The following is a 16314-nucleotide window of genomic DNA, read 5'->3' as shown; positions in this document are numbered from 1 at the left end:
ACCTGACTCATATTAATATCCATAATATTGATGGTATCTTGTAAAAACTTTGTATATTTTATCTTCGGTTATTTCTTCTTCTTTGTCGCCTTGCCGTATAAGTTCTTTTTTGATCTTCTCAGCCGCATCCTTCGGAACGGCGTAGCGCACGGCCTTTCCATTGATTTCATCTTCACGCGCCTGGAGGGATGTCACCGTTGACCTCCACCAGAGCAGGCCCGGCACTTCCCTGTCGTGCAGGAGCTGGAAGGCCACGTCCTGGCGTTCCCGCAGGGTGCGCAGGCCGCGCGTGCGCTCGAAATACTCCTGCTTGAGCTGGGCCCTGGCGGCGCGCTTGTCCCCCGGGTCCAGCGCGGCATAGCGGCTGCGTTCAAAGAGACTGTTGAAATAGAGGTCGTCCTTGGCCTCGGCCTCCTTGGCGGCCTGGTCCTCGGCCAGGGTTTTGAGGCGCTCGGCGTCCGGGTCGGAGAGTTGCCCCACATGGCGGCCCATGACGATTTCAAACGGTTCGCCGCGCAGAACGGCGCTGTGCGCGTCGGCCCAGGCCTGCGGGTCGGATATGCCGCGGCGCTGCCCGCCCACGGCCTGTTCCGCATGAGCCAGGGCGAATTGCTTGAACTCCGGTTCAGCTTCGGCGACTATGGCGTTGAGCGCGGCCACGTCCTTGCCCGCCGCCCGGATTCTGGCCTTGATGTCATTCTGGGCGGTAATGATGTTTTCCTGCCTGATCTGCTGCCGGGCGGCATCTTCAATATTGCGTTGCGTGAGGTAGGCGGACGTGAGGCGCAGGCGCTCCTGCGTATCCTGAACAGTGGCGTTGATGTGCTCAATGGCCTGCTGCGAATCGCCGCCGAAGCGCGTCAGGAGTTCGCGGGCATTTTCCGCCGCAACGCGGTTTTGCGCCCGTTCCCGTTCCGCCCTGGCCCTCGCCTCCAGTTCCCGACCCTTGGCCTTGATCCTGGCTTCGTACTGCGGTGCGGCCGCGCCCAGCAAGTCCTTGTACTGGCTGAACGCGCCACGCGCATTGCCAACATTATCTTTGGCCAGAAAACTGTCGATGGTCAGCCCCGCCACCTTGCGGTTGAGGTCCGCTTCCATGGCGCGGCGGTCCAGGCCGGGGAACATGGACGCGGCGCGGGATTTGAGATTGCGCAGGCTTTCTTCCACAAAGTCGGCATTGCCGGGATCATTGGCGATGACGTCCATGGTCTGGGCCATATCGCCTTCAAAAACGCTCTTGTCCCAGGCCTCTTTCTGTTGCCGTCCGTAACTTTGGCCCTGCTCGGCGAAGTGCAGGCCCGTGGCCGCCGCATCCTTCATGAACATCTCGCGGAAACGGCCGGAAAAGCGATCCGCCAAGGGCCTTGCGGCATCACGCGCAAAACCGTCGAAGTATGCGCCCGCGCCTATGGCGTCTTTGCCCTTGTTCTCTTTGGTATAACGGTTGCGCTCCGTAGAGAGCGCCGCGCGGTATTCCTGCAGGGCTTCGGATACCGCCGTGGTCTGATCCTTGACGTACTCCCTGATGCCCACCTCCGTGATCTGCATGCCCGCCTTGAGCATGGCGTCCGTGACGTCGGCGTCGGCGGAGCGCCCGGCGTCGCGGATCAGGGGATTGGAAAAGCCGGGATCAATGCCCCCGGCCTGAATGCGCCGGGGCGGCGTACTGTACTGCTGAATGCGGATGGCCATGGATTAACTCCTGATAGTTTTTGTGCCCCAGCGCAGGCCCTTGCCGAAGGCCCCACCGGAAGCCCGCTTGCCCAGAGCGGTCAGCGCTCCGTCGCCGCCAGCTCCGCCGCCGAATCCCCCGGCCATGCCGTAGGCGCTGATTCCGGATGCCAGACCGGATATTCCGGCGGTGAGTAGCGACTGGCCCAGGTTCTTGACCGTGGAGCCGTACCAGGAGGCCGCGTTCTCGTAATTTTGGGCATTGGCCCGCTGTGCCTTGACGTTCTCGCTGGTTTCCCATTCTCCCACGGCTTTCTGGTAGCGGTTGGCCCCATAGTCCGCGGCGAAACGGTTGGCGTTGCCCTCCAGGGAAGCCGCCGCGCTGCCGCTGGACATGTCCACGCCCAGCGCGCCGAAGTTGGCCACATTGCCCGCCTGCACGTCGGCGTATTCCCGGCGCAGGGCCGAACGCTCGCGGTCCAGGTTTTCCGCTTCGATGCGGCCTTTCTCCGCCGTGATCTTGGCCTGATTGCGCGCGGCCGCCGCATTGACCTCCATCTGGGCCTGCTGGTATCTGGCCTGACGGTTGGCCTGGCTGGCCTGCGACAGGCTGGAAATGGCGGAAAGTCCGCCCATGGTCAGCGCAAGCGCGGTGGCGCCCATATCAGAATCCTCCCTTTCCGGAATACGGAGAAACATCCACGGCCGTGGAGATGGCCAGAACAGTCAGCGGCGTAGGGCTGGTCACCTCCACGATCAGAGGGGATTCGTCCGCCCAGCCGCCGCAGACGTTCAGGGCCAGATCCGTGCCTTCGCTGAAAAATGGTTGCGTCCGGAACGCTCCGGCGCGGATATGTCTGTCCGCGATGGGAGTAAGGTTGCCCTCCAGTCCGGCCAGAAAGGACATGCTGCGATAGGTCCGGAGGCGCACGGCGGTAATTTTGCGGTTGTGCATCATGCTGGAACCCTGCCGGGTCTGAATTTCCGGCAGGTTGGGCACAAGGCGCGAGGTGTACGGCAGGCCCACATGCACGCTGGACGCGGGCCGGGGCAGGGTCAGGCCGCCGTCCGCATCCACGGCCAAGCCGTCCACGGTGCCGCCGTCGGCGAAAACCTGAACCTCACGGCCCGCCAGATGATCAAGCCCGTTGAAGCGCGTAGCGGCCGGGCCCTGGTAATTGAGCGCGCTGTCCAGAAAATAGGCTTCCGCCAGATCGTCGGCGTCAAAGAAGCTGTCCAGCCGTTCCACGCAAAGCCCGCAATCCCGCCGCACCAGAAACCAGGTCTGATCGTCGGGCGTGCCGGGCATGGCGGCCACGTCCTCAAAGCGTCCGTCCGTGTCGTGGCGGTGCCAGCCCATGACTTCCTGCTCCGGCATGTAGGTGAGCCCGGCCAGGGTGCCGTCGGACAGCGCGCACCAGATCACGGAGCAGGGTTCCTGCTGATAAGCCCAGACCGTTACGGCGGCGTCGCGCAGCATGTGCCGGGCCAGAAGGGTCACGTCCTGGCCGAGATATTTGTCCGCGCTGTAGTTGTAGGCGAACTGGCGCACGGCCTTGCCGCCGCGCTGGAGGTAGAGCACGCCGCCGCCCACGGAAATGGCCGGGGCCGCGTTGTCGCCGCCGTTGGCGGTCTGCATTTCAAAGCTGATATTGGAGGGGGTCAGGGCCACGCCCTCGCCGGCGGAAAGCGTCCACTCGCTGCCCTCGGTGCCGAAGGTCAGGGACTGGCGGTCGGGTTGCAGCCAGACGATGCGGTTGGCCTGGGTGGCGGCCAGGGTGGCCTCGATGGCGTCATCATCCTTGGGCGGCGTGGACGCGGCCATGATCTCGAAATCCCCGGTGCGCGAAAGCCAGACGGTAATGGGCCGGTTGGCGGTGGCGGCCCAGCCCAGGCGTTGCTGGTGAAAGAAGACCTGTGAAGGCCAGTCGCCTTCCTTTTCAAACGGATTCTTGTGCTCCGGCGGGGTGTCTTCGGTGTCCGCGCCGATATTTTCATCGTCAAAGGAGCATTCCGCGCCGGACCTGCCGATATAGCCGAACACGCCATATTTCTTCTTGTAGACGCGGTAATAGGCGGCGCCCTCAACCTTCGGCCAGGTGGCGCGGATGATGTAGCTCACGGAATTGAGGGCCTTGGCCGTGATGCCGACCTCGGCGCCGGCGCCGGATTCCTGCCCGGTTTCCTCGTCCACGGCCGTGACGGCGTAGGTATAGACGCGCGTGGCGTTGTCGCCGTCATAGCCCCGGTCCACAATCTGCAAACTGACGTCGCCGGGCGCGGCGATGGCCGGAACAAAGGTCAACACGCTCCAGCGCCAGTCGTCATCGGCATGGCGGGAAAGTTTGCGCGGGGCATAGCCCTGATGAGCGAAATAGATCACGTCGGCGGACTGGGCAAAGCGCAGTTCCCGCAGGTCGGCGGCGGCATAGGGGGACTCGAAAACCTTGGGCGCGCCGTTTTCATCCGCTACCAGACGCCCGTCGGGCAGCCAGACGCGCATGGACTTGTCCCCGAACTCCAGCATGCGGCCCTGGGTAGCGGAAAAAACAAAGGAGATCAGACGGGCCGCGTCATTGTGGGCCATGCCCAGAAAACGCGTGCCGGATCTGCGGGTGACGCCGCCCTGGGGCATGGGCACGAAGTTGCGCATCTCCCGCGCGCCCGTGCCGTAGCGAGGCTGATCCACCCTCCCGCGCATCAGGGGGGTGATCTCGCCGCCGTTAAGGACATTTTGAATATGGTAGAGGGGCATCAGAAAACCATCCGCTCTTTGAGGAAGGAGGACCGGCAGACGCGTTCGGGCCGCTGCCGGACGTCATTTTCCACCTTGGCCCGGTCCAGGGCGCGCTCGAACATTTCCAGATAGTCGCGGACATTGCCGCCGCCCTGCTCGACATAGGGCGCGATTTCCAGGGCCACGCGCCAGGCCAGGACATCGGCGAAGGCGTCCGGGAAAGCGACGGCCTCGGAACTGATGTAGCTGACGGTGACGGCACCGCTGTCCGTCTGCAGGGCATCCCCAGACAGCGCATACCGGACATGCCGCTCTCCGCCGTCCGCCGCGGCAGTCACCACCCGCAGGCAGTCGGCGGGCAGGGGCCAGGCGTAACGCCAACCCGGCGCCGGGCTTTCCGTGCCTCGGGCCAGGGCAGCGTGCTTCAGGGCGAAACTCCACGGATGCAGAGACAGACAATAGGCCACGGCCCGGTCATAAGCGGCGGCCGCTGTCTGAGCTGAAGGCGAATCCTGAAACGCGGCGGTGACGCCTTGGCCCCCTACGCGCATGAGGGCCGTATTGATGATGCTGGTGCGGTTGTGACGCATACCTCCTCCTACAGCCCCAGCGCCTTTATCAGGATGCCCGCCATGCCCTCGCCCTGGGCTTCGGCCCAGGCGTAAAGCCGCTCGGCTTCGCCCAGGCTGATGTCTTCCGGTCCGGGCTCCTCGTAGACTCGTTCCCACTGCCCGCTTTCCCTGTTGTAGCGGCCCTGCGGCAGGTCCGCCGGTCTGTCGGCCACGGCCGTGTCTCCGGCCCCGCGCGGCGTCGCGGCGCAATACACTTCATTCTCGGGCGTCAGCCAGGTAAGAATCCGCATCACACGCCCCTCCGTCGCAGGCTGAGATAGTAGTTGGCCTTGTTGCTTTGCGTATTCACGGACGGCGAGTTCCAGGACGCGCCGTTGTAGTGGCTGACGGCGCTGTTTCCCGTGACCAGCACTACGGCGTCACTCTTCTGATAGACAATTTCACCGTGCACGCTGTGGCCACTGTCGTACCAACCGGACAACTCGCCCAGCCTGCGCTTTTTGACCTGGCAGTCCTGCTCTTCCTCCACACAGCCATCCACGGAAAAGGGCAGATTGCCGAAGGGAACCGGGATTTCGGCCTCCGTGCCCACGCCCAGCGGAATGGGGCCGATGCTCCACGTCTCGCCCGCGGCATAGCTGGAGATGCCCAGCATTTCGGGCCTGGCGTCACGGAAGGTGAACAGGGCGGCTGTGGCCGTGTAGCCGTAATCCCTGTACAAGGGCACGTCGTTTTTGGCCGGGAAATCCAACCTGTACATGCTGAATGCCGTGGGATTATCGTAGCTGAAGGACTTGTATGCCCGCAGGTTGGGGCTGGAGCCGTTGGGGCTGACGCCCTCAAACATCATGCCCCCGTCATCCGCAAAAGCCGTGCGGTCTATCAGCATCACCCAGGGCTGCCCGTCGTCATTGCCGCCGGACAGCCTGAATTTACAGGGGAAGGCGTTCCACGAAAACGTGCCCACGCCCGGCGTGAGCATCAGGCGCTCAAAAGCCATGGGGCGTTCCAGCGCGATATGGATAAAATGTTCGGTTGCGGCGTTGTTGGGCGAACCATAGACATTGGCCCCGCCGTCACCGAAATTGAACAGGCTGGCGGCTGTGGTGTTGCCTGTGTATGCGCCGTCAGACCCGTAACCTTCGGGCAGCACATATTTGGTCGGCTGGTTGAGCCAGGTTCCCCTGGGCTGATCGGTCATGAGGTGCTCTTTTCGCCCGGTATCCACATGCCCGACGGGCAGCATGGGCGTTTTCAGCCACGCGCCCGCATCCGCTTGCCATTCCTTCACCACGCCCTCCGCGGCGTCGTACCACAGGGTTTTGTCCGGAATCAGGCCGGAGTTGAAACGCGGGGACACGGCATAATCCCGCCCCTGGTACAGGGCCGCGCCCAGGGTGACGCGCAGATTATTGAGATGCCCGTACCACTGGTTGGAGGCGGAGTGTATCCAGCGGCCCAGAAACCAGTAGCGGTAATTGGGATTGCCCAGGGAGACGTTGTTGAACGCGCCGAGGCAATTGCCGTCCACATGGATGAACAGGCTGGAATCGCGCTGGCTCACGGAAACCGTATGCCATGTGCCGTCAGCGGCATTGAACGGCACATGGTAGCACCAGTTGCTGATGCTTTTGCTGCCCCAATGCAGGGCCAGGCATTTTTTGCGGTTGTGATAGCCCAGCGCCCAGCCCCGGCTTGTATAGTATCCGTTGTCATAGAGGATATAATAGCTGTCCGCCGTTTCCGGGGCCGGGCCGTTCCACTTGAAATCCAGCTCCACGGTGCATTCGTTGCTGTAGGGATGGGCGTTTTTGCCGAGCAGAGATGCCGTCAGGTCGGCATTGGGGCCGATAAAGTTGTCGCCGCCCGCAAACCTGTAGCTGGAGGCCGCGCCCCGTGGCTTTTCCGTGGGGTCCACCCGCATGTTCTGAAAGTACAGCGGATGGTTCCAGGCCCCCTGGTTCATCTCGAACAGGCCGTTGGGCGCCGGATCGTAGGCCACTGTGTGGCGGGATTGCAGCAGGGCGAAACACTCTTTTTCAATGTCGCCCCGCGTGCCGTAGTGCAGTTTGCGGGTGTCCGCGTACAGAAAGGCCGCATTGCCGGGCAGGGGCACGGCTCTGTCCGCGTCCAGATTGGCCGGAAGGTGGCCGGTGCCTGCATCGGCCGGGACGATGTAGATGTAATTGCGGCTCATTTCCGCCAGCTTGCGCCCGTCAAAAACGACGTGTTCCGTGATCTTCACCGGATGATCCAGGGTGCGGGCCGCGCCGTCAGCACTCAGGCCGCAGGCCACGGAGGCCGCAAAGGGCGTTTCGGGCGTGGCGTACAGGGCCAGGTCATATTTGTGCAGGCCGGGAATGACCGCCTCGTACAGACGGATGACGGCGAGCTGCGCGTAGTTGCCGCCGTGGTTGCTTTCGATGTTGATGCGCACGCGCCGGTAGGCTCTGGCATTCTCCGTGAACCAGTACATCCGCCCGTTGTCCTTGAGGTTGTCCGAACTGCCGCGCAGGGCCTGGTCATTGTCGCGGCGGTAGATGTCCTCCCAGAGGCCGCTGCTTTCATTCCAGCCCTGCAACTGCCATTTCCTGGGGAAACATTGCGGCTCGTTGTCCCGGTTCTGGAGATAAAGGCCCGTGAGCACGTGCGCCCGGTCGGCAAAGGCGTATTCCCACTGGCCGCCGGTCACGGTGTTGGGCGTCAGCCAGCCCTGAGTCTGGTAGACAAGCTGATTGCGCAGCGGCCTGGTGGCCCGGTATGCCGTGCCGTACTCCCCGCTGGCGCTGACCGTGCCGCGCTTGCTGATGTACACGCCGTCCTCGTGCTGCATGTCAATGAACTCCTGGCCCACGAGGTAGGCCGGATAGCCGTCTTTTTCCCGGCCGGAGAGGATGACGTTGCGCAGGCGCTGGGGATTGCTGCTTTCCATGCCTTTCTGCCAGGCGGCAAGGCCCAGGTTTTCCAGCGCGCCCTGGGGGGTGCCGGAGCCGGTGCCTCCGTGCGCCACGGCCAGGATGCCGTGCCGGATGCCGGACGCGTTGACGCGCGGGGCGTTCTCCGTTGCGTCGATTTCCAGGCCGTCGCCCGTATTGAGGTCCAGGGTGCCGTCCTCCATGACAGACAGGCCGTGACGGGGTTTGACGCCGCCGATGTGCTCAGGCGTGGCCGGGCCGTTGTTGCTTGCGTCCTCGGCGCGCCCGGCCCAGTACTCGGCCTCGGCGGCTTCGGCCGCCGAGCGGTCGGCGCTTGCCGCCGCGTCCGCCGCGCCTTGAGCCGCCCGTGCGGCGCTGTCGCCCGCGGCTCCGGCGGAGGCTCCCGCCGCGTCGCGCGCGGCATAAATATCCCGCACAACACTTTCCGGACTTTCCCCGGAGGCCGCCGGAACCTTGACCGCCCGGTCAAGATCGGCCTCCAGTTGCTGGATCATCTGCACCTGGCGGTCGAGCTGGGTTTCCAGGGCCCCGGTGTCCACGTCCGTGGTGGCGGAAAAGTCCGCCTCCTGAGTTGCCGGGATGGCGGAAGCCACGGCCAGTACCGCCCCTGCGGGAACAATCCCGGCGGAGTGCAACGTGACAGTCCCGCCGCCGGAGGACAGCACAGCCACAGTATAGTCCGCGCCCGGAGCCAGCGCCGTTTCCGTTCTGCCGTCTGTGGAAAAGGTTACGCGCACGTCCTTTTCACTGTAGATGGGAAAGGGAACGGCGTAGGACAAGACCCCGGCGGTTACGATGTAGCGGACAACGACGCTGGTCCGGGCAATCATGGTGACGCTCCTAGCGGGCCGGATAGTTGAGGAAGACGTCCACCTTGCCGGTGGCCGCGCCGTCCGTGGTCAGCTTGATTCTGGCGTAATCCGCCATATCCGGCAGCACCAGCTTGCCGATGACTTCGCCGTCGGCAAAGACCGCGGCCGCATCGGCTCCGCCGCTGACGCTCATTTCCGGCGCGCTCGCCACGTCGGCAAATACGCCGTTCTCTGTGTCGCTTCCCTGTACGCTGACGGTCAGCTTTTTGGCTGCGGGAATGCTCACCGCGCCGTCCGCAACCAGCGTGACGGCAAGCGCCCCGTGATGTTGCCCCACGGCCAGGGCGTTGGCGCACACGACGCCGGAGGAATCGGGCAGCGTAACGCCCTTTTCGAAGTACTGGTCATGCCAGCGGTTTTCCGCGCCGTATTCAAAATGCTTGCTCATATGCTTTCTCCTGTCCGTGCCGCGCTAAACGGCGGCTTCGGTGCCGTCGGGCAGATTATAGGAACCCACCAGCTTCACGCCGTTGATGTCGCCGATGACGGTCTTCATGGAGCCGTCGTTGACGGTCATCTGCAGGTATTCCTTCTTGATGGCGCTCATGGTCTTCTGCAGGATTTTGTGATGGCCGAAGATGTAGGTGTTTTCCGCCGTGCCGCGCACAGCGGCAATGGCGTCCTCCAACTGGCCCAGGCTGGGCAGGTTCTCGGCGTTGACGTTGACGACGGCGTGCACCGCGCGTTCGGGCGCGAGATTTTGCCAGCCGAAACGGCCGCGGTATTCAACGCCGTAGCCCAGCACGCCTTCCTGGCTGCGCAGGTGATAGAGGCTGCCGCCGTTGATGGGCGTGATGTCCACCAGTCGGCCCTGGTTAAATCCCGTGGGATCATAGATGCCGATATTGATTTCCTTGTCGAAACGCACCACCAGGACGGTGTAGGCGTTGCCCGTGGCCTGGCCCTTGCTGACGAGTTTCTTGGCCAGAGCGGCCTTGCGCCAATGGTCGCGCCAGATGGCCAGCTCAGTGTCGCTGCCCGCCTTTTTAAGGATGGCGGATTCGCGCCGGGCGAAGTACTTGGGCGCGCCGCCGAACTGGTCGGCCTTGTCCTTGCTCACTTCCATTTCGCCGCCCAGCACGGAGACGTAGGTCTGGCGCAAATTGGTGTCGGCCTTCATGCTGGGCAGGGGCGCTCCCAGTTCGCCGAAGGCCGGGCCCTGCACGTTGGCCAGCACTTCTTCCACGTTCCAGAGGCCGTGCGTGGCCGGAATCCATTTGAGCATGGCCAGAATGGGGGCTTCCTCGGTGAGATAGTCCACCAGCTCCGGGCGCTTTTTCGCCTTGTCCAGGGCGATTTCCTTGAGAGTCTGCGGGATCATGTCGGGCATGGTTGGTCACCTCACTTATTGAACATGCCGTTGTAGGTTTCTTCCGCCGTTTCCGGTTTGTCCGGAGCCGGGGCGGCCCGGCCGCCGGAAAGGGCGTCCGTGGAAATAAGCGTGCCGATGGCGTGAAAAGCCTCCACCAGCACGGGGTTGTTGTTCATGCCGTTGAAAGCCATGGTTTCGGAAAGCCGCCCGCCCATGCGCTTGTCCAGGGCCACCACGGCCTTGAGGGCCTTGGCGCTGTTCTCTTCAAAACGGCTGCCCCAGAGCTTTTGCAGCTCGGCCTTGCCTTTTGCCATGACCGCGTCCGTAATTTCCTTGTTGGCGGCCAGTTGCCAGTCCAGCAGCGCCTGGGCCTGGGCCGGGGTGATGCCCTTGTCCACGCAGAACCGGCAAAAATTGTCGCGCACGCCCTCGTCCACCTGGATGTCGTCGGGATATTTCAGCTCCACATCCTCGGGTTTGAGCGCGGGCGTGTAGGACAGGCCGCGCTCAAGAGCCTTGACGGCATCCTCTTCGCCTGCCACGTCCTTGAGCTTGTCGGCCCAGGCGGCGGGAAGCCCGGAACGCCAATCTTCGGGATGATGCTCGGCGGCGCGTCCCTGCGCCGCACTCGCTCTCGCTTCGCCGGAAAGCGTGGTTTCCGGCTCGCTCCGCTGCGCGGATTCTCCGCCTTCCGGGGGCGTCGCGCCGGGGGTGATGTCTTCAGGCATGGGTTTCCTCCTTAACTATATGGGCGCCGTTACTATTCCAGACGGACGCTGTCAGGCGGACAAAGGCCGCCGGATGTGCGGCCGCAACCTGATGCAGCAGCCAGTCCGCCGCGTTGCGCAGGCGCATGTCGGTTTCATTCTTCATGGGGGCGCCAGCCCCCAATTCATGCAGTAAGCGGACAAAGACGCGGCAGCCCGCTTCCGTGTCCAGCACGTCGCGCAGGTCCACGCGCGCTTGGCGGGCTTCGTCTTCCTGCGATTGCCGTGCGGCGGCCAGCTCTTCGGGCGTTTTCATGCGGACTCTCCTCCCTGTACTGTTCCCAACACCTCACCGGCCACGGTGCCCTGGGTTTTCACATTGCCCAGGGCCGCCACTTGTTGCAGCATCTGCGCTTCCGCCGTCTGTTGCCGCTGCGCGGCCTGCGCTTCGGCCCGCTGCCGCCGCATGGCGGCCACGGTTTCATCGGAGCGGATCACCGTGGCGGGCACGCCCAGACGCTGGGCCAGCTCGTCGATGGCCTGCTCAAAGTCGATCTTGTCCGCCAGGTCCGGCGCGGCCTGCAGCATGGGCGCGGCCAGCTCGAAAAGGCTCTGGATGGCCACGGCCCCGCTCTGTTCAAGCATCTGAGCCATGGGCGACTGATAGGAGACATTGAGCGAGGCAAAGGGCGAGAGGCCGTCCGGCGGCCGGGGCGGCAGGCCGTATTCCTCCAGCAGGCCGAAAGTGTTCTCCAGCACGGGGGAGAGAATGCGCGGCTCATAGCTGGACACAGTGGGGCCCATGAGCTCGGCGCTGCGTCTGCGGCGGTCCATGTACTCGGTCATGGTCATGCCCGCCGGGCGCGTCTCCAGACTCATGTTGGCGAAGATGTTGGCCATCATCACGTCTTCCAGACGCAGGGAAATCTGGTTGATCTCTTCCTGCACATGCTGGACGGCCGGGCCGAAATTGACTTCATAGAGCGGTTTGAGGCTGTCCGCGCCAAAACCGCCGGAGGGGATGACGGCCCCCGGCGAGGTGTCCACATAGGCCTTGAGCGGCCCTTGCGAAACAAGCACCGGGTCGATCATCTTTTCCACGCCCACGGCCTTGCGCAATTCCCAGCCTTCAATGCCTTTCTGGTCGGCCAGGGCCTCGTCGCCGGGCCCGGTGCCGTACACGCCGCGTGCTTCCTCCCAGACTGTGAAAAAGAAGGGCATGGCACGGAAGCCGCCCACGTCCAGAAAGTCGCTCGCGCCGCCCTCCTCATACCACCAGGAGCCCCAGGGCATGTTGCTCCGGTCCATGCGTTCCGGATCGCGCGCCGCCCGGCGCTGGACCACATGGCGCACGGGCACGGGATCATACGAATCCTTTTTCAGCTTCCGGCGGCTTATGTCGGAAAGACGGTCCTCGCCGAAGCGCCGGGCCAGCTCGCGCGGGGTCATCAGCAGGCGGCGGGCCACGGCGTCAAGATCGCCGTCCTCGTCCAGGGCCACGCAGTACGTGCCGCAGGTCTGACAGAAATAGCGGGCCACCGTGCGCGGGCTTTCCTCGCAGCCCAAAAGAGCGCAACCGAAGCCCAGCAGCTCCTTGTTGAAAGAATGGATGGCCCGATAGAAGCCCCCGGCGGAAAGCACGGTGCGCAGCAGATTGTCAACCGCGTCCACATACTCGTTGCCGCCCGTGGCCTCGCGGTCCTCGCGCAGCAGAAAGGCGTGCTTGAACCAGGGATTGCCGGCCGGAGTAATGGCCTGGGTCATGCCCGCGGCGGCCTTGCGCAAGGCGCGGTTGGCCGCCGGATTGAACAGGTTGGACTCGCGCAGGCTTTCCGCGTCCTCGCCCTGGAACAGCCCGCGCGAAGGCAGGATCAGCCGCCCCAGTTCGCGCTGTTGGGCCAGACGCTTGGCGCGCAGGCTTTCCAGATGGCCGACGAGTTGCTTGACGTCTTTCAAATCCATTCCGCAGCCCTCAACCGTTCAGGCCGGAGCGCCCCAGCAGGGACGCGCCCGTGCTGTTGGCGCCGCCGGCAACGCCCAGGGGCGACGTGAGCAGCGTGCCGCCCATCTGCCGCCGCTGGCGCAGTTTGCGCTTTTCCTCGTCGCGCACATTGGAGGCTTCGGCCTCCTGCTCCGCCTCGCGCGGCGCGGCCTCGGCCTCATAGACCACGGGAGCCGGGGCGCTGCTCTGGCCGCCGCCGAAAATGGATGAAATCACGCCGCCCATAGTTATGCCTCCAGGTTGAAATTCTTCCGTTGCAGCACGGCCATGAAACCGTCGCGGCAACGCGCGGGCTTGTGGATGCCGGGCATATGGCAGGCTTTGGGCAGCAGCGCCGGCTTGCCGAAGCCCCAATGCTTTGCGGCTCTGGTCACATAACGGTAGTGCGCGGGCCAGACGGCCAGCAGCCCGGCCAGCGGACGCGCCTGAAACAGATGCGCTATGGCCTGACGCCCGAGGTTTTCCCAGTCCGGCCGCGCCGCCTTGAAGATGCAGAAATGCACACAGCCGCACAGGCCCATGACAGGATTGAGCCAGACGGTTCCCGCAAGGGCATTATTCCGGTCATGGGCCAGCCAGCAGAACGCATATTGGGGATTGACGCATTCCAGCCAGTCCAGCAGGCAGGGATCGACACGGTTCCAGATCACGGCCCGCGCGATGCCTTCGGACTCCATCCGCTCAAAGGGCAGACGGCGCAGAGCGGGCGTGTCGGCCAGGGTAAAACGATACTTGATGCTCATATGACCCCCGGCTCCAGCCGTTGCGACGAAGGAAGCTACGGATGGAGACAGTAATTGGATACTCTGTACGCGACGCAAGGAAATTGCTGTCGCTATCCGTAAGCGGCAGAGCCGCTAACGGCTACCGCGCCCGCCGTAGCCGTACTTGAGGATATGGCGCACGCCGTCCGTCTGCCGCCGGGCGGCCATGAGACGCTCGGCCTCTTTTTCTTGCGGGCCGCGGCCGTCCACGGATTCGGGAAAATGAACGCTTACTTCCGGGTCCACGGCGCGTGCCAGGCAGTCCAGCATGTCGTCATGGGCGCTGACCGGAAAGCTCTCGTATTCCTCTTCCACCAGAAGCGTGGTAAAATTGCGGATGATCCCGCTCTCATCTTTGAAATTGGCCACGGAAGGCAGGAAGAAACGCCCCTTCTCGAACCAGGGAATCAGACGCCGGATGCGGTCGCTCTTGGCGGTTTTGCCGCCCAGGGGCATGATGTTGAAATGGTAGTTGCGGCGCTGCATTTCGCTCTGGATATGCTCGATATCCGACTGCATGCCGTATTGCTCGTAGCCGACAAAGAGAGGATTGAACCGACGCACCAATCGAAAAAGGTTTGCCGCGCGCTCGGTAAGGTTGAGGCGGGCCCGTTCGCCGTGGATGCAGTAAAGATTTCTGTCCTCATGCCAGCCCATGACGGCCATGACGGTATAGTCGCTGTCCTTCTTTTTGCTGCTGGCCGGGTCCACAAGAATGACGCGGTTCATACCCTGCCAGAGATCCGGCGCGGCATTCCAGTAGCGCAGCCATTCCCGCCGGAAACCTTGGGCGTCCTCGGCTACGGGATTGAGCAGCATCTGACAGGCGAAGTTGTACGGGCCGAAGTCCTTGCGCTTTTCCATGAGCCGTTCACGGCTGAGGAAGCACGGCTCGCCTTCAGCCGTTCCGTCCACGGTGGCGGGATATTCGCGCCTGATGACGATGCCTTCCTTGAGCAGTTCGGCGTAGGTGTCGAAAAGGTGGTAGCGGGTGCCGATCATGCGCCGCGCTCCGCCCTCGGCCCCCAGCGCGTAGGACAGGCGCAGCTGTTCGGAGGTTTTTTTGATCTGCTCCGGATTGGTGACGTTTTCCGGCGTGACCACGTCGTCATAAACCAGCAGTTTGAAGTGCTTGCCGATGGGCTGGCCCTGCACGACACCCCAGGCCTGCACGGTCATTTCCTTGGGATTGCCGCGGCGCTTGACCAGCAGACCGTCGTCCAGGCTCCAGACCGGACTTTCCTTGTCCGGCTGGGCGTAGAGCACTTCCGGGTAGCACTGTTTCAGAACGTCGCGTGTTTCCAGCTCCCGCTTGATCTGGGCCAGAAAGCCCTTGGCGTTGGGACGGGTGTGGCTGAAAATGCCGATGGTTATTTCCGGGTCGCGCAGGATGTCCTGGATGGACAGGGCCACAGTAATGATGGTGGACTTGTAGTGTTCGCGCGCCCAGAGATCCAGACGACCGTCCGGGGCGGACGCCACCTCCTTGCAGCGGGCAAAGCACCAGTCGTTGTCCGCGTCCTTGCGGCACATGAGCCGGGTGAGCAGAAAGAAGAGGTCGGCCCGGCCCAGGGCGGCCATGGCGGCCATGACAGACTGGGGGCCGTGCCTGCCGGCCTCGCCCAGAATGTCGGCATAAGCTTGAGCGGCCTCGTGCCGGTCAACGAAGGGAACGGCGCGGCGGGGGATCATTGATCGCCTCCCCGGCTCACAGTATGCTCGCCCATGACGCTGTTGAAAAGTTCCCGGACCGCGTCCGGGAGGGAAAGTTCCACCTCTCCTTTATGTTCCACTTCCTGTTTCTGCTTCCAGCGCGCCGGGGCGCGGTTGGTCAGCACGAACTGGGCGGCGCGGGTGTCCGGCGGCATATGGCGCTGCATGGTTACAATGCGCTCGCCCTTGTCGCCCGTTTCCGTGGTGGTTTCTTCATATTCATAGCCCTGCGCGCGCTTGATCAGGCTTTGCTCCACGGTGGTGACGGCCCAGCAGTCGCGCCCCTCCTGAATGGCCTGGTGCAGGCCGGGATGGCTTTGCCGCCAGTTGCGCAGGGTGGTCAGGGACACGCCCAGCTCATGGGCGATGTCCTCGTCGGTTTTGCCCGTGGCCGCGTGCAGGCGGGCCGTTTCGTCCATGCCGGGGGCATATTTGGACTTGCGGCCCGCCCTGGCGGAGGCGGCCTCGGCCCGCTGCCGGGCCAGCTCGGCGCGGGCGTCGGCCACGGCGGAGGCGAAGTCCGGCTGCTGTTCAAGCCAGAGCTTCAGGGTGGTGGGGGAAATGCCCAGGGCCAGCGCGAGCGCCTTGTGGGCGGACTTGCCCGCAAGGACGGCGTCGTGGGCTTCCGTGGCGCGGCGTTTGGCGTATCTGGGTTGGCGGGGCATGTTCAGTCCTTTTGATCGCGGGGGAGTATCGCGGATGTCCGGCATGGACGCGGCGCATGCGCGTCCGGTACGGGACGTTCCGGAAATCAGACGTAGATACTGCCGTTCTTTGCTTCGCCAGCGACGGAGCCGGGCAATACCCCGGCATCCAGACAAAGACAGGAAAGTTTTTCGAGGTAGTATTTGCGGCCTGTGACAGCGGTACAGCCCGAGAAGTCCGTGCTGGCCGGAAACTGTATGCTTCCACAATGCGAGGCCAAGGCGAACCCGCTGCTGAGATTGATGTTGCCCAACGTACGAAATTTGACTCTTTCCCCGCTACCGACCATTCCATGGCTGGTGGCGCAAACCGCCATGTACTCC

The 16314-nt window shown here is 63.7% G+C and carries 15 protein-coding genes and 1 pseudogene; all 16 read right to left on the bottom strand.

Annotated elements, in window-relative coordinates; genetic code table 11:
• Positions 1-12 precede the first annotated feature (12 nt).
• Positions 13-1692, bottom strand: coding sequence for a hypothetical protein (locus KH208_RS09690; RefSeq protein WP_291435829.1), 1680 nt, complete (start codon positions 1690-1692; stop codon positions 13-15).
• 3 nt (positions 1693-1695) lie between these two features.
• On the bottom strand, positions 1696-2334 hold the full coding sequence (locus KH208_RS09685) for a hypothetical protein (protein WP_291435827.1): 639 nt from the start codon (positions 2332-2334) through the stop codon (positions 1696-1698).
• Between the two features lies 1 nt (position 2335).
• On the bottom strand, positions 2336-4426 hold the full coding sequence (locus tag KH208_RS09680; RefSeq protein ID WP_291435826.1) for a hypothetical protein: 2091 nt from the start codon (positions 4424-4426) through the stop codon (positions 2336-2338).
• A complete protein-coding gene (locus KH208_RS09675; protein WP_291435824.1) occupies positions 4426-4998 on the bottom strand; it encodes a hypothetical protein in 573 nt (190 codons plus the stop codon). The genes KH208_RS09680 and KH208_RS09675 overlap by 1 nt, the downstream gene beginning before the upstream one ends.
• 8 nt (positions 4999-5006) lie before the next feature.
• Positions 5007-5270, bottom strand: a complete 264-nt coding sequence (locus KH208_RS09670) for a ribonuclease R (protein ID WP_291435823.1) — start codon at positions 5268-5270, stop codon at positions 5007-5009.
• Positions 5270-8746 (bottom strand): hypothetical protein, encoded by a 3477-nt coding sequence (locus tag KH208_RS09665; RefSeq protein WP_291435822.1) that lies wholly within the window; start codon positions 8744-8746, stop codon positions 5270-5272. The genes KH208_RS09670 and KH208_RS09665 overlap by 1 nt, the downstream gene beginning before the upstream one ends.
• 10 nt (positions 8747-8756) lie before the next feature.
• Entirely contained in the window at positions 8757-9176 is a 420-nt protein-coding gene (locus KH208_RS09660; RefSeq protein WP_291435821.1) for a hypothetical protein, read from the bottom strand.
• A 24-nt stretch (positions 9177-9200) separates the two neighbouring features.
• Positions 9201-10118 (bottom strand): major capsid protein, encoded by a 918-nt coding sequence (locus KH208_RS09655; RefSeq protein ID WP_291435819.1) that lies wholly within the window; start codon positions 10116-10118, stop codon positions 9201-9203.
• Between the two features lie 11 nt (positions 10119-10129).
• Entirely contained in the window at positions 10130-10828 is a 699-nt protein-coding gene (locus tag KH208_RS09650; RefSeq protein WP_291435817.1) for a hypothetical protein, read from the bottom strand.
• Positions 10821-11123, bottom strand: a complete 303-nt coding sequence (locus KH208_RS09645) for a hypothetical protein (RefSeq protein ID WP_291435815.1) — start codon at positions 11121-11123, stop codon at positions 10821-10823. The genes KH208_RS09650 and KH208_RS09645 overlap by 8 nt, the downstream gene beginning before the upstream one ends.
• Positions 11120-12769: a portal protein gene (locus tag KH208_RS09640; protein WP_291435814.1), complete on the bottom strand. Its 1650-nt coding sequence runs from the start codon at positions 12767-12769 to the stop codon at positions 11120-11122. The genes KH208_RS09645 and KH208_RS09640 overlap by 4 nt, the downstream gene beginning before the upstream one ends.
• A gap of 10 nt (positions 12770-12779) precedes the next feature.
• Positions 12780-13034 (bottom strand): hypothetical protein, encoded by a 255-nt coding sequence (locus tag KH208_RS09635; RefSeq protein WP_291435812.1) that lies wholly within the window; start codon positions 13032-13034, stop codon positions 12780-12782.
• A gap of 2 nt (positions 13035-13036) precedes the next feature.
• Positions 13037-13552 carry a hypothetical protein gene (locus KH208_RS09630; RefSeq protein WP_291435810.1) on the bottom strand — a complete coding sequence of 172 codons (516 nt, stop codon included), beginning with the start codon at positions 13550-13552 and terminating at the stop codon, positions 13037-13039.
• 114 nt (positions 13553-13666) lie between these two features.
• A complete protein-coding gene (locus tag KH208_RS09625; RefSeq protein ID WP_291435808.1) occupies positions 13667-15265 on the bottom strand; it encodes a hypothetical protein in 1599 nt (532 codons plus the stop codon).
• Positions 15262-15951: a hypothetical protein gene (locus tag KH208_RS09620; RefSeq protein WP_291435806.1), complete on the bottom strand. Its 690-nt coding sequence runs from the start codon at positions 15949-15951 to the stop codon at positions 15262-15264. The genes KH208_RS09625 and KH208_RS09620 overlap by 4 nt, the downstream gene beginning before the upstream one ends.
• An 86-nt stretch (positions 15952-16037) precedes the next feature.
• Positions 16038-16314: pseudogene (locus KH208_RS09615) on the bottom strand (hypothetical protein); the annotation flags it as partial.

This window comes from Desulfovibrio sp., assembly GCF_018379785.1.
Classification (GTDB): Bacteria; Desulfobacterota; Desulfovibrionia; order Desulfovibrionales; family Desulfovibrionaceae; genus Desulfovibrio.
This window is presented reverse-complemented; position numbering and strand designations above follow the sequence as displayed.